Here is a 12,738-nt window from a genome sequence, read left to right as displayed (position 1 = left end):
CACCGCAGCCCCACACCCCACCGCACGAGAGGAAGACGCGTGTTCACCTTCATCAACCGGTTCACCGTCGACGGCGACACCGCGGAGTTCGAGAAGCGACTGGCGGACATCACGGCTCATATGACCCGCCAGCCGGGCTTCCACTCCCATCGCCTCTACCGCTCCGGCAAGGACCCCAAGGTGTACGTGGAGCTGGCCGAGTGGGAGGACGCCGCCGCTCACCAGCGCGCCGCCCGCACCGAGGAGTTCCTCGCCGCCGTACGACACGTGCAGCAGCTCGCGACCGCCGACCCGGCTCCGTACACGCTGCTCACCGTCCACTAGTCGGCCCGCGAGCCACTGGCCCGCAGACCGGACCCACGCCCGCTCCCGTACCAACGAAAGGGATTCATCCGTGACCAGCACAGCCCGTACGTCCGGCACTCCCGGCACGGTGCTCCCCCCGGCCGTGAGGCACCTGCGCGAGCTCGCCCTGAGCGCCGCCTGTGCCGCGGCCGTCCGCGCCGCGGCCCGCCTGGGCGTGGCCGACGCCCTCGGCGACGAGCCCACCGGCGCGCCGGCCCTCGCCGACGCCGTCGGCGCCGATGCCCAAGCCTTGGCCCGGCTGCTGCGCGCCCTGGCCGCGCACGGCATCTTCGCCGAGCTGCCCGACGGGCGGTTCCAGCACACCGACACCTCGCGGCTGCTGCGCGAGGACGCGCCGCGCAGCCTGCGCTACTCCGCCCTGTGGGCCACCGAACCATGGTCCTGGGAGCTGTGGCCGCACCTGGAGGAGGCGGTGCGCACCGGGAAGGAAGTCTTCGCCGGGCTGTACGACAGCGAGTTCTTCGCCTGGCTGCACACCGCGGAGGCCCGGGAGTCCGCGGTGGTCTTCGACAAGGCCATGACCCAGTCCAGCGTCTTGTCCGCACGGGCCATCACCGAGGTGCTCACCATCGGCGACGCGCGCGAGATCGTGGACATCGCGGGCGGCCAGGGCATGGTGCTGGCCACGTTGCTGGAGAAGCACCCCGGCCTCCGCGGCACCCTCTTCGACCTACCCGCCGTGGTCGCCGACGCCGACCCCCGGCTGCGCGAGGGCGGTTCGCTCGCCGGCCGGGCGCGGCTGGTGCCGGGCGACTGTCGTAGTACGGCCCCCGAGGGCGCCGATCTGTACCTGTTGAAGAACATCCTGGAGTGGGACGACGAGAGCACGGTGCGCACGCTGCGGAACGTCGCCGCGGCGGCCCCGGCCGGGGCCCGGGTCGTGGTCATGGAGAACCTTGTCGACGGCAGCCCCGAGGCCCGTTTCACCACCGCCATGGACCTGATGTTGCTGCTCAACGTGGGCGGCCGCAAGCACACCAAGGACGGGCTCAGCTCCCTGATCAAGGAGGCGGGCCTGCGGCTGGAGTCCGTCCGGCCGGTCAACTCGTACCTGCACCTGTTCGAGAGCAGGGTCCCGGCGTAACGCCGCCTGCCCACCGCCCACCGCCTCACACACCAGAAGCCCCCGGCCGCAGAACCTGCGGCCGGGGGCTTCCCCGGTGCCTCGCCTCCCCGCGGAGACACGAGGGACGGACGGGATCAGGCGGGAGCGGTTTCGGTGTCGCGGAAGAGGTCGTGCCGAACCTCCACGCCGCGGTCGCCGTAGGCGATGCGCCGCAGCACCGAGCGGTAGGGGGGCGTACGCGAGACCAGCATCGCGGCCTTGGGCCGTACGATGCCGGAGAGACGGCCGGTGGAAAGCATCATCCGGCTCTGCATCAGCTGAAGCTTCGTCATTTTTCCGGTCTCCCGCTGCCGCCGGACGACCAGCGGGGTCAGGAAACGAGCGCTCAGATCGCGCCGACGCAACCCCTCGCAGAGCACGGGGTGGGCCGCTACCGCGTCCTGGATGGCCAGGTTGATGCCCTGGGCGCCGATCGGGCTGTGGGTATGCGCGCTGTCCCCGATCAGCAGCAGCCCGTCGCGCGCCCACTGCCGGGCGCTGCCGGCGAACACATCGAGCAGGGACAGGTCCTTGAAGCCGCCGATCTGCTCCTCCACGGCTTCCGCGTACTGCGGCACCGAGGCGCGGATGCGGTCCTTGACGTACTCAAAACCGCGCGACGCCAGCTTCCGGTAGCCGCGGTGCGGCAGGGTCCAGCCCAGCTGCACCCGGTCGGGGAAGGAGGTGTACGCGAGGACGGGGCTGCCCCCGGCGCGGAGGATCCGCACCGTACGGGTGGCGCCGGCGGTGAGCTTGAACCAGAGCACGTCCTGGTCGAAGAGGTCCACCCGGTCGTAGGGGATCCCGGCGAGGCGGCGGACGGTGGAGTACCGCCCGTCCGCCCCCACCACGCACTGTGCCCGTACCACCCGCCCGCCCGGCTCGCCCCCCGCACCGGAGCAGACCACCCCGCGGACCACGCCCGCCTCCTCCACCAGCCCGTTCACCTTGCTGCCGGTCAGACAGACGAAAGCCGGATGGGCCCGGCAGCGGAGCAGCAGTTCGGCCAGCAGATGCCGCTGGGGGAGGCTGAGCAGGCAGTTGAACGGCCCCGGCAGCCGGCGGTAGTCCCCCTCGATCAGGATCCTGCCGTGCTCCTCCAGCCGGAAACCGTCATGTTCGTGGCACCCGCGTGCACGGGCCCCGTCGAGGACGCCGAGCGCGGCCAGCAGCTGCTGACCGCCGGGTTGGAGGATCTCCCCGCGGTAGGCACGCTCCAGCGTGTTGCTGCGCTCGACGAGCGCGACGCGCGCGCCCGAGCGCAACATCAGCAGCGCCAGGGTCAGCCCGGCCGGGCCGCCGCCGACGACGCACACGTCCACTTCCACCTCGGCGGAGCACCCGGCGCGGAGGGCCGCGGCATCGGGACCCACCGCGTCAGCGCTCACAACTCCAGCCGGATGTCGTGCGCGGTCAACCAGGTGTTCATCCACAGCGCCATCTCCAGACTGCCGCGATCGTAGGGGCGGCTGACGCCGCCCACCGGACGCCGCAGCACCTCCCGGGCCTTTTCCAGATCCATCAGCTCCCGCACCGGGGCGTCCCCGTCCGCCAGCACGGCGGACAGCTCCCGCCGCAGCACCCGCTCGTACGCCGGGTCCTGGGTGGCGGGGTAGGGCGTCTTGACCCGGGTGAGGACGGACTGCGGCAGCAGATCGGTCACCGCCGCCCGCAGCAGGCTCTTCTCCCTGCCGTCGAAAGTCTTCATCTCCCACGGCACGTTGAAGACGTATTCCACCAGGCGGTGGTCGCAGAACGGCACCCGCACCTCCAGTCCGGTGGCCATGCTCATCCGGTCCTTGCGGTCCAGGAGGGTCTGCACGAAGCGGGTCAGGTTCAGGTACGACACCCGGCGCAGCGCGCGCTCCGGCTCGCTCTCTCCGGGCAGCACCGGGACCTCCGCGCGGGCCTGCGCGTACCGGTCCCGCTGGTAGCCCGGCAGGTCCAGCTTGTCCAGCAGCTTCCGGTCGAACAGGCCCCGGCCGCCGAAGTAGCGGGCCGAACCGGGGGTCAGCCAGGGGAAGGTCTCGGCCTGGACCGCGGCTCTGCGGTGGAACCACTGGTAGCCCCCGAAGAGTTCGTCCGCCGCCTCCCCGGACAGCGCCACCGTGCAGTGCCGGCGCACCTGCTGGAAGAAGAGGTAGAGCGAGGGCCACATGTCACCCCAGTAGGCGGGTGGCGCATCGGTGGCCGTCAGCACCGCATCGCGTACCGCGGGGGCGGACAACCCGCCGCTTTCCAGGAGGACTTCCGTGTGGTCGGCGCCCACGTGCCGCACCATCTCCCGTACGAAGGGCGCGTCCGTGGCCCGGCGTACGGCGTCCGGCTCGAAGCCGGTGCCGGCGCCGGTGAAGTCGACCGAGAAGGTCCGTACCGGCCCCCTCCCCGCCGCGCCGAGCTCGCTCGCAGCGAGTGCGGTCACCGCCGAGGAGTCCAGGCCGCCCGACAGCAGCGTGCACAGCGGGACGTCGGAGACCAGTTGGCGGGTGACCGTGTCCGACAGCAGATCGCGAACCGTGGCGATGGTGGTGTCCAGGTCGTCGGTGTGCTCGTGGGCCTGGAGCCGCCAGTACGTCCGCCGGGTGAGGCCGCTGCGCCCGACGACGACCAGCTCGCCGGGCCGCACCTCGTACATCCCGGAGAAGACCGTCCGCCCCGGTGTCTTGACCATGTCCAGCACCTCGCACAGGCCCTCCGCCGTCACCCGGCGGGGCACCGACGGATGGGCGAGGACGGCCTTGGGCTCGGAGCCGAAGAGCACACCGTGCGCGGTGGGGTAGTAGTAGAGCGGTTTGACGCCCATCCGGTCGCGCACCAGCAGCAGTTCCTCGCGCGCTTGGTCCCAGACGGCGAAGGCGTACATGCCGTTGAGCCGTTCGGCCAGGCCCCGGCCCCACTGGACATAGCCCCGCAACACCACCTCGGTGTCGCAGCGGGTGCGGAACCGATGTCCGTACGCGATCAACTCGGCCCGCAGCTCACGGAAATTGTAGATCTCTCCGCTGAAGGTGATGACCACCCCCGAACCGTCGCCCGCGGTGGTGTGCATCGGCTGTCGGCCGTGCTCCGGATCGATCACCGCCAACCTGCGGTGGCCGAGCGCCGCGTGCCCGCCCAGCCACACCCCCTCGTCGTCCGGGCCGCGGCAGGCCAGGGTCCGGGTCATGGCCCCGGCCGTGGCGTGCTCGGACGACAGGTCCCGTTCGAAATCGACCCAGCCCGTGACTCCACACATGGGACGGCCCCTCACTTGTCCCGAGCGGCGCCGGGCACGTGCCGCCGGGCATCGGCGAGCGCCGCGTTGGTCAACTCGATCAGCGCGTGCGGGGTTCCGGCGCTGCCCACCGCGTCGTCGCCGAGGCTGACGCCGTATTCGCGCTCGATGCGGCCGACGGTGTTCAGCAGGGCCAGTGAGTCATAGCCGAGGCTGTCGAAAGGGGTATCGAGGACATCGCCGTCCAGGTCGACGGACTCGTCCTCGCCCGCGCACTCGCGCAGCAGGACCAACAGGGCGTCAAGGGTCAGGAGGGTCATGGATTTGTTCCTTCCGTCGGTCGTGGTCATGCCGTCAGGCGTGGTCGTGCCGTCAGGCGTGGTCATGCTTGTGGTGACGAAGGCTCCGGTCCTACCGGGGCGAGGGGTGGGAGCGGCCGTGCGGTCACGCCGCGCGGCGGACCACCATGGCCGAGTTGAACCCGCCGTATCCGCGGGCCAGCACCAGGGCACAGTCCAGCCCCGCCGCACGCGGTCCCTCGGTCACCAGGTCCAGCGCCTCCGGTGCCGCCTGGTCGGGCACGTTCACCGTGGGCGGGATCACCTGGTCGCGCAGCGACAGCAGCGCGCTTGCCAGATCCAGCGACGCGCCGCCCGCCAGCAGCCGCCCGGTCATGGTCTTGGGCGCGGTCACCGGTACGCCCCGCGGTCCGAACTCCGCGGCCAGCACCTCGGCCTCCACCGCGTCCGGCCCGGGCAGCCCCATGGCGTCGGCGAAGACCACGTCGATGGCGTCCGCGGTCACCTCGGCGTCGGCGAGCGCCAGTTGGATGGCGCGGCGCAGTCCGGGTGGGCGCCCGGAGTCGGGGCGGGGGTCGAAGGTGGCGGCGTACCCGGCGATCTGCCCGTAGACGTGGACCGCACCGCGCTCAGCGGCGGAGCGGGCGTCCTCCAGAACCAGCAGTGCCCCGCCCTCGCCGGGCACATAGCCACTGGCCTCGGTGGAGAAGGGCAGGTAGGCGCGTTGCGGATCGGTCTGCGGGGACAGTCCTCCCGAGCGGGTCTGACACAGCCAGCCCCAGGGGCACAGCGCCCCGTCCACTCCCCCGGCGACCATCAACGCCGTGCCGTCGCGTACATGCCGGCGGGCCTTGGCCACCGCGTCCAGGCCACCGGCCTGCTCGGCCACGAGCGCGCCACCGGGACCGCGCATCCCGTGACGGATCGATATCTGGCCGGAGTTGACGGGGTAGAACCACGCGAACGACTGGTAGGCGCTGACGTGGTCACCGCCTTTGCTCCACAGCGCCTGGAGCTCCCGCTGGCCGAATTCGAAGCCGCCTCCGGACGCGGCGGTGACCACCCCGGCCGCGTACGTGGACAGCTGCCCCGCATCCACGCCCGAGTCGGCCAACGCCTCCTCGGCAGCCACCAGCGCCAGCCGGGTCATGGGGTCGGTCTGGGGCAGCAGCCTGTTGGGCAGCCGCTCCCTGGGCACAAAGCCCTTGACCTCACCGGCGAGCGTGGCGGCGTACCGGGACGGGTCGAACCGGGTGACCCGACCGATCCCGCTCTCGCCGCGCAGCGTCGCGCGCCAATATTCCTCGGTGCCCGTGCCGTTGGGAGCGATGACGCCGAGCCCCGTGACCACGACCCGAGGTGTCGCGGTCGTACGGGCGGCCGACGTAGGGGACACCGCCGGGGCGGGTGCGGTGCGGCCGTTCACTGCGCGCTCCCCGGGTCGGTGAGCACGATCGCGCTCTGGAACCCGCCGAAGCCGCTGGCCACCGACAGCACCGTGTTCACCTGCGCCTGCCTGGCCACCAGCGGCACATAGTCCAGGTCCAGATCGGGATCGGGCTCGTGGAGGTTGGCGGTGGGCGGAATCACCGCGTGCTCGATGGTCAGCGCGCTGGCTGCGACCTCCAGCGCACAGATCGCCCCCAGCGAGTGCCCGATCATCGACTTGATCGAGCTGACCGGGGTGGCATAGGCGTGCTCGCCCAAGCTCCGCTTGAACGCCGCGGTCTCGTGGAGGTCGTTCTGTTTCGTCGCCGAGCCATGCGCGTTGATGTAGTCGATGTCCTTCGGGTCCCTCCGCGCCCGGTCCAGGGCCGCGCGGATGGCGTCGGCCATCTCCTTACCGTCCGGGCGCAGGCCCGTCATGCTGTACGCGTTACAGCGCGCGGCGTACCCAGCGATCTCCGCGTAGGCCCGGGCCCCACGGCGGCGTGCATGGCCGAGCTCCTCCAGGACGAAGAAGGCGGCCCCCTCGCCGAGGACGAACCCGTCACGGGTGCGGTCGAAAGGGCGGGAGGCCGTCTCCGGCTCGTCGTTGCGTGGAGTGGTGGCCTTGATCGCGTCGAAGCAGGCCACGGTGATCGGGGAGATCGCCGCGTCCGAGGCCCCGGCGACCATCACCTCCGCCGCCCCGTCGCGGATCAGGTCCGCGGCGTGGGTGACCACATCGATCCCCGAAGTGCAGCCCGCGGAGACCACCCCCGCCGGGCCCTCGGCCTCGGCCAGCCAGGCGATCTCCCTGGTCATGGAGGAAGGCAGGAAGTAGTCGTACAAGTACGGGACCCCGTGGGCGGGGTCCACCTCCCACAGCTTCCCCTCATCGCTGACCACTGCGTACTCGCGGTCCAGGCTCATGGTCATCCCGCAGGCGGTGCCCACCATCACGCCGGTGCGCAGCGGGTCCGTCTCATCGGAAACCCCGCTGTCCGCCAGTGCCTCCCGGGCGGCCACGTACGCGAACTGGGTGGTGCGGTCCCAGGCCCGGATCTGGCGCCGGCTCAGCCCCTCCGCCACCGGATCGAAGTTGCACTCGGCCGCCACCTGGGAGCGGAACGGTGAGGCGTCAAAGGACGAGATGGTGCGGGTGGCGGTCCGCCCCGCCGTGAGTAGTTCCCAGAACGGCTTGGTGCCCACGTCGCCCGGGGCCACCACGCCGATACCCGTGATCACGACGCGTCTGGCGTCATGCGTGTTGGACACTGCGTCTCCTTAGCCGTCGTCGCGCCCGGGCCGCGGGGCGGCGAGGGCGCGTCGATGCCAGCGTGACCCGCGGTGTTCAAGCCGGGGTGGAGGCGGGTTGGGGCAGCGTGCGGGGCCGGGAGGCGTGCTCTCGCAATCGCGGGCGTCGGCCACGGGACCAGGAGCGCCGGTGCGGCGCCGGTGCGTAGGGACGCGCAGGGTTGTTCACGGGGCGCCGTGTGGGCGCGGGTGGGCTTGCCTGTTGCTCCGAGGCCGGCGAGGCGGAAGAAGCGCCCTAATCCAACTGGGCGTCCAGCTTCTCGCGCAGCCGGCGCAGGACAAGCACCGTGGTGCGCAGATCGTCGTGGGTGATGCCCGAGGTGAGGTCCTGGAGCCACTGCCGCTCCAGGGGCCGCAGGTCGTCCAGCGCCCTTCGGCCCCGATCGGTCAGCTCGACCAGGGGGCTGCGTTGGTCCTGGGGGTTGGGGCAGGTCGTCACGACGCCTTCGGCCCGCAGCCGGTCGACGGTCTGCTGGACTGCCTGGCGGCGCAGCCCGCGCTCGCGGGCGAGCCGGGCGACGGTGGAGGGGCCGTCCAGCAGCAGACCGGCCACCTGCCAGCGGGCCGATGTGAGTCCGGCGTGGGCGGAGAGCTGGTCTCCCGCACGCAGCAGCCGACCGTTGACCGCGAAGACCTCGGCGGTCACCTCGACCAGGGTGTCCGCTTCCGGCGTTGACGCATCCATGGCCTCAGCGTATGTCCCGGCAACCAGAGAACGACAAGAGCTTGTCGAAAAGCTCGGTTCCTGGCTACTCTCGGCACGCCACACGAGCCCGTCGGCCCCGAAGCTCACCGCCCCGGAAAGTGAGGAACCGTGCCATCCACGAATCCGCGCGCCACTCCCGTCGCGACGGGCACCGACGGCGGTGGGTTTACACACCGGCAGATCATGACGGCCATGTCGGGGCTGCTGCTGGCGGTGTTTCTCGCGGCGCTGGACCAGACCGTCATCGCCACCGCGATGCGCACCATCGCGGACCAGCTGCACGGCCAGACCGAGCAGGCATGGGCCACCACGGCGTATCTGATCGCCTCGGTGCTGGCGATGCCCTTCTACGGAAAGCTCTCCGACATCTACGGGCGCAAGCCCATGTACCTCATCGCCATCGTCGTCTTCGTCGTGGGCTCGCTGCTGTGCGGCATGGCCGACTCGATGGTGACGCTGGCACTATTCCGTGCGGTGCAGGGACTGGGCGGCGGCGGGCTGATGTCGCTGCCGACCGCCGTGGTGGCCGACCTCGCCCCGGTGCGCGAGCGCGGGCGCTACTTCGCGTATCTACAGATGGCCTGGGTCGCGGCGAGCATCGTCGGCCCGCTGGCCGGCGGCGCCTTCGCGGAGGCCGGGGACGTGCTCGGCCTCGACGGCTGGCGCTGGGTCTTCCTGCTCAATGTGCCGCTGGGCGCGCTGGCCTTGATCACGGTGCGCCGCGCGCTCGACCTGCCGCACGAACGGCGCGAACACCGCATCGACGCACTGGGCGCAGTGGCGCTGGCGCTGTTCCTGGTACCGCTGCTGATCGTGGCCGAACAGGGCCGGGCCTGGGGCTGGACCTCCCCCGTCTCGCTGGTGATGTTCGCACTGGGGGTGGCCGGTCTCGCGCTGTTCATCCCGGTCGAGCTGCGCCGGGGCGCGGAGGCCGTACTGCCGCTGCGGCTCTTCAGGCGCGGCGGCATCGCCCTGTGCTCGACGATCAACTTCACCATCGGCGTGGGCATTTTCGGTACGGTCACGACCCTGCCGCTCTTCCTGCAGATGGCGCAGGGCCGCACCCCCACCGAGGCGGGGCTCGTCGTGATCCCGTTCATGGTGGGCACCATCGCCTCCCAGGTCGTCTCCGGGAAACTCATCTCCGCGTCAGGCAAGTTCAAGAAGCAGGCGATCGTGGGCCTGGGCTCCATGGCGGGCGCGTTGCTGACGCTGTCCACGTCCGGCGTCTCCACCCCGATGTGGGGCATCACCCTGATCGTCTTGTGGCTGGGCATGGGCATCGGGCTGTCCCAGACCGTCATCACCCTCGCCATGCAGAACTCGGCGCCCAAGAGCGAGCTGGGCGTGGCCAACGCCGCCTCAGGTCTGTGCCGCCAGATCGGCGGATCGACCGGAATCGCGGTCCTGTTCTCGGTGATGTTCGGGGTGGCCATCGCGCGCCTGACCGAACTGTGGCACAGCCCCGGCTTCTCGCGGCTGGCCTCCGACCCGGCGGTGGCCGACAACCCCACGAATCACCACTTCCTCCAGGTGGTCGGGGCGAACAGCACCTCGAAGATCGATCTGAACGACACCTCGTTCCTGCAAGGAATTGACTCCCGGCTGGCGCACCCCGTCATGGAGTCCTTCGCGCACGGCTTCCACGCCATGTACCTCGTCAGCGGCGCGGTGCTGCTGGCCGGGTTCGTCCTGACGTGGTTCCTGCGGGAGCTGGAGGACGGGACGCAGGACGCGTCCGCCGCGCAGGTGAGTGACCAGGGTGCGACAGCGGCGGATGGCGGCAGCCCGCAGGGCCAGGACGTGTGAGAACGGGATTCCGCATCAAGTCCGCCGGCCCTCAACTCCCGCTCTCGTCACCTTCATTACGGAGATGAGAGCGGGAGCAACGACGGTGGGAGGGCACGAGGAGTAGCGGAAACTGCCTCCAAGGGATCAGTGTGCCTTCCGCCTTCCGCACGTGGTAAATCACTTCCGTGCCCTTTCCTTGGCCCCTCTCCCGCCCCCGGTTAGCGTCTGACTGGTTTGGCCGACCGTATGGCCACGGCAGTTCACCGGAGGTATGAGAGGCGATGGAATTCAAGGCGCTCGGCCCCATCGAAGTAGTCAACGACCGACTCGTTTACACACCAAGTGCTCCCAAGGTAAAGCAGGTTCTCGCGCTGCTGGTGATGCGGACGAACCAGATCGTCAGGCTGGAGTCCATCATCGACGAACTGTGGGGCGACCACGCCCCACGCACCGCCGTCACCACGGCCCAGACGTATATCTACCAACTGCGCAAGGATTTCGTCGTCGAGCTCGGCGAGGAACTCGGCGAACGCTTCATCGTCACCACCCCGCCCGGCTATGTGCTCAGCGTCCCCGAGGATTCCCTGGACATCCGCGTCTTCGAGCAGTTGGCTGACCGCGCCCACGCCTGCACCGCGGTCGGCGACGCCGAGGGCACGGCGCGCTGGGCGAAGGCGGCGCTCCAGGTATGGCGCGGCGCCCCGCTCGCCGACGTCCCCTGCGGGCGCGTGCTCCAGGACTATGTCAGCAACCTGGAGGAGAAACGCGTCTCCACCCAGGAGCTGTACGTACGGGCCGCCATGAACCTGGAGCGCTACCGCGATCTGATCACCGATCTGCGATCGCTGGTGATGGAATACCCGTTCAACGAGTGGCTCCACGCCCAGCTCGTCCTCGCCCTGAACAAGGCCGGGCGCCGGGTCGATGCCCTGCACGCCTACCAAAAGGTCCGCACCCTGCTGCGCGACGAACTCGGTCTGGACCCCTCGCACGATCTCCAGCATGCACAGCAGGAGGTGCTCAGGTCCTCGCCCTGATCGGACGCACATGGACTCACAGGCCACACCAGCCCCTGATCCCACTCCCGGCGAAGCGGCTGACACGGGGCGCAGCGGGCGAGACCACTGAGGCACGCCCACCGGGAGCCGGATATGACAAGAGCCCCGCGCACCCGAGCAGGAAGCCGACAACGCCGTCCGCCGCAGGGCCCGGGCCGGAGTGGAGCACACCTTCTCATGGATGGAGAACCGGAAGATCCTGCGTGACTGCCGTCTGCACGGAACCGGCGTGCACCACGCGCTGCTCGGCGTCGCACGGCTCCACAACCTCGCGCTCAGTGGATGAGTTGGTCGCGCCTCACCGTGAACTCCTCGCGGCCATCGGACGCGGCGACGCCGTGCGGCGAGGTGGAGACCGCGACGGCCTCGTCGTCCTCCGGCAGGCCGTGGCCTTCGGCAACCACGCAGGCAACGGTGACCTCCACCAGGCCATTCGCCGGATTGAACCAGGCTGCGCTCCGGCAGCTCCAGGCAGCCCCTGCCGTGCGAGCCGGCAGGTCAGCGACCCGAATCCGGTACCTCGCGCGGGGCGGACGAAGCCTGATCTCCGGGCCGAGAGACCCAGCCGGCGGTGGCGGCCAGAGTACGCAGGACGGTAGCGCCGACGAACACCACCGAGGAGACCGGCCATCCCACCCATCGCGTCAGATCGCCTCGCAGGTCGGGATCGACCTCGACGGTCACCCGGATGTATCTGCTCTGCAACCTGGTGACCTTGGTGGACCGAGGTGCCGAGACATCCGGCCCGCGCCGCAATGCCGCGCGGTAGCTCTCCTTGCGCTGACTCATGCCTCATCCTGACGCTTGATCAGTTCCTCCGCGAAGTCCATGTACGCCGACCCCTTGGCCTGCACCGGGTTCCCAAATGACTGGGCGTACAGGTCGAGCCGCGCGATATGGGTGTCCAGCACCTCGAAACCCCGCTCGGTGAGTGCCTCGCGAGCGTCCGCATCGGGCCCGGTGCGCGTGGCATCGGGACGGTTGGTGCGATTGAGCAGGACCGCGGTGCGGGCCGGCTCGGCACGCAGGGACTGCACGTCCGCCATCTCACCGAGAATGGGTGCCATCCGGTCCAGTTCGATGGGGGCGGGGGTCACGGGCACGATCCACTCGCCGGCGTACCTCATGATGCTGCGGGTAATGCGGGGATGGTCCTCCAGCTGGGGCGCATCGAGCACGACGGCCTGCCGGTCGCCGAGGAAGTCGTTCACGCGCCGGTGGACGTCCCCCACCGGCAGGGCGATCACCGGAAACGGAAAGCCACCGGCCAGCTCGCTCCAGCGCAGCGCGGAAGCGGCTGGGTCACCGTCGACCAGCAGCGGCGACATACCCAACTCGTAAAGCGCATGGGCCAGCCACACGGCACTCGTCGTCTTTCCGACGCCGGGCTTGAGGTTCACAAACGCACAACTCAGAGGCACAAGAAAGGACAATAACGGGCGCGATCGCCCAGTTTCGGT

Annotated in this window: 13 protein-coding genes and 1 pseudogene; 5 read left to right on the top strand and 9 right to left on the bottom strand. The window is 70.3% G+C overall.

Annotated elements, in window-relative coordinates; genetic code table 11:
* The first annotated feature begins 39 nt into the window (after nt 1–39).
* Together TU31_RS22865 and TU31_RS22860 are read left to right on the top strand one after the other, a co-directional pair.
* On the top strand, nt 40–324 hold the full coding sequence (locus TU31_RS22865; RefSeq protein WP_042157798.1) for an antibiotic biosynthesis monooxygenase family protein: 285 nt from the start codon (nt 40–42) through the stop codon (nt 322–324).
* A gap of 70 nt (nt 325–394) precedes the next feature.
* Entirely contained in the window at nt 395–1,450 is a 1,056-nt protein-coding gene (locus TU31_RS22860; RefSeq protein WP_042157797.1) for a methyltransferase, read from the top strand.
* A gap of 116 nt (nt 1,451–1,566) precedes the next feature.
* On the opposite strand, the gene TU31_RS22855 is transcribed toward TU31_RS22860, so the two are convergent.
* From TU31_RS22855 to TU31_RS22830, 6 genes are all read right to left on the bottom strand, one after another.
* Nucleotides 1,567–2,859, bottom strand: a complete 1,293-nt coding sequence (locus tag TU31_RS22855; RefSeq protein ID WP_245698641.1) for an FAD-dependent monooxygenase — start codon at nt 2,857–2,859, stop codon at nt 1,567–1,569.
* Nucleotides 2,856–4,706: an asparagine synthase (glutamine-hydrolyzing) gene (gene asnB, locus TU31_RS22850; RefSeq protein WP_042157794.1), complete on the bottom strand. Its 1,851-nt coding sequence runs from the start codon at nt 4,704–4,706 to the stop codon at nt 2,856–2,858. The genes TU31_RS22855 and asnB overlap by 4 nt, the downstream gene beginning before the upstream one ends.
* An 11-nt stretch (nt 4,707–4,717) precedes the next feature.
* Nucleotides 4,718–5,005, bottom strand: coding sequence for an acyl carrier protein (locus TU31_RS22845; protein WP_042157791.1), 288 nt, complete (start codon nt 5,003–5,005; stop codon nt 4,718–4,720).
* 124 nt (nt 5,006–5,129) lie between these two features.
* Nucleotides 5,130–6,410: a ketosynthase chain-length factor gene (locus TU31_RS22840; protein WP_078885909.1), complete on the bottom strand. Its 1,281-nt coding sequence runs from the start codon at nt 6,408–6,410 to the stop codon at nt 5,130–5,132.
* On the bottom strand, nt 6,407–7,684 hold the full coding sequence (locus TU31_RS22835) for a beta-ketoacyl-[acyl-carrier-protein] synthase family protein (RefSeq protein ID WP_042157789.1): 1,278 nt from the start codon (nt 7,682–7,684) through the stop codon (nt 6,407–6,409). Before TU31_RS22835 ends, TU31_RS22840 begins: the two co-directional genes overlap by 4 nt.
* Before the next feature lie 274 nt (nt 7,685–7,958).
* Nucleotides 7,959–8,408 (bottom strand): MarR family winged helix-turn-helix transcriptional regulator, encoded by a 450-nt coding sequence (locus TU31_RS22830; protein ID WP_042157787.1) that lies wholly within the window; start codon nt 8,406–8,408, stop codon nt 7,959–7,961.
* 204 nt (nt 8,409–8,612) lie between these two features.
* On the opposite strand from TU31_RS22830, the gene TU31_RS22825 reads away from it, so the two are divergent.
* The 3 genes and pseudogenes from TU31_RS22825 to TU31_RS37035 form a co-directional block, all read left to right on the top strand.
* Nucleotides 8,613–10,238 carry an MDR family MFS transporter gene (locus TU31_RS22825; protein ID WP_078885908.1) on the top strand — a complete coding sequence of 542 codons (1,626 nt, stop codon included), beginning with the start codon at nt 8,613–8,615 and terminating at the stop codon, nt 10,236–10,238.
* A 263-nt stretch (nt 10,239–10,501) separates the two neighbouring features.
* A complete protein-coding gene (locus TU31_RS22820; protein ID WP_042157783.1) occupies nt 10,502–11,257 on the top strand; it encodes an AfsR/SARP family transcriptional regulator in 756 nt (251 codons plus the stop codon).
* Nucleotides 11,258–11,393: 136 nt separating this feature from the next.
* A pseudogene (locus TU31_RS37035) lies at nt 11,394–11,564 on the top strand (IS5/IS1182 family transposase); the annotation flags it as partial.
* On the opposite strand, the gene TU31_RS40300 reads toward TU31_RS37035, so the two are convergent.
* The 3 genes from TU31_RS40300 to TU31_RS22815 form a co-directional block, all read right to left on the bottom strand.
* Entirely contained in the window at nt 11,554–11,682 is a 129-nt protein-coding gene (locus TU31_RS40300) for a hypothetical protein (protein ID WP_275451850.1), read from the bottom strand. The pseudogene TU31_RS37035 and the gene TU31_RS40300 overlap by 11 nt on opposite strands.
* A 94-nt stretch (nt 11,683–11,776) precedes the next feature.
* On the bottom strand, nt 11,777–12,067 hold the full coding sequence (locus tag TU31_RS38745) for a hypothetical protein (RefSeq protein ID WP_158894602.1): 291 nt from the start codon (nt 12,065–12,067) through the stop codon (nt 11,777–11,779).
* Nucleotides 12,064–12,678, bottom strand: coding sequence for a nucleotide-binding protein (locus tag TU31_RS22815; protein WP_107070733.1), 615 nt, complete (start codon nt 12,676–12,678; stop codon nt 12,064–12,066). The genes TU31_RS38745 and TU31_RS22815 overlap by 4 nt, the downstream gene beginning before the upstream one ends.
* Nucleotides 12,679–12,738 lie beyond the last annotated feature (60 nt).

It is taken from the genome of Streptomyces lydicamycinicus (genome assembly GCF_000829715.2).
In the GTDB taxonomy this organism is placed as follows: Bacteria; Actinomycetota; Actinomycetes; order Streptomycetales; family Streptomycetaceae; genus Streptomyces; species Streptomyces lydicamycinicus.
This window is presented reverse-complemented; position numbering and strand designations above follow the sequence as displayed.

Excerpts from the sequence above, each read along its gene's own strand:
- TU31_RS22830 (WP_042157787.1), bottom strand. The coding sequence starts at position 8,408 with ATGGATGCGTCAACGCCGGAAGCGGACACCCTGGTCGAGGTGACCGCC.
- TU31_RS22820 (WP_042157783.1), top strand. The coding sequence starts at position 10,502 with ATGGAATTCAAGGCGCTCGGCCCCATCGAAGTAGTCAACGACCGACTC.
- TU31_RS38745 (WP_158894602.1), bottom strand. The coding sequence starts at position 12,067 with ATGAGTCAGCGCAAGGAGAGCTACCGCGCGGCATTGCGGCGCGGGCCG.
- asnB (WP_042157794.1), bottom strand. The coding sequence starts at position 4,706 with ATGTGTGGAGTCACGGGCTGGGTCGATTTCGAACGGGACCTGTCGTCC.
- TU31_RS22845 (WP_042157791.1), bottom strand. The coding sequence starts at position 5,005 with ATGACCCTCCTGACCCTTGACGCCCTGTTGGTCCTGCTGCGCGAGTGC.
- TU31_RS22825 (WP_078885908.1), top strand. The coding sequence starts at position 8,613 with ATGACGGCCATGTCGGGGCTGCTGCTGGCGGTGTTTCTCGCGGCGCTG.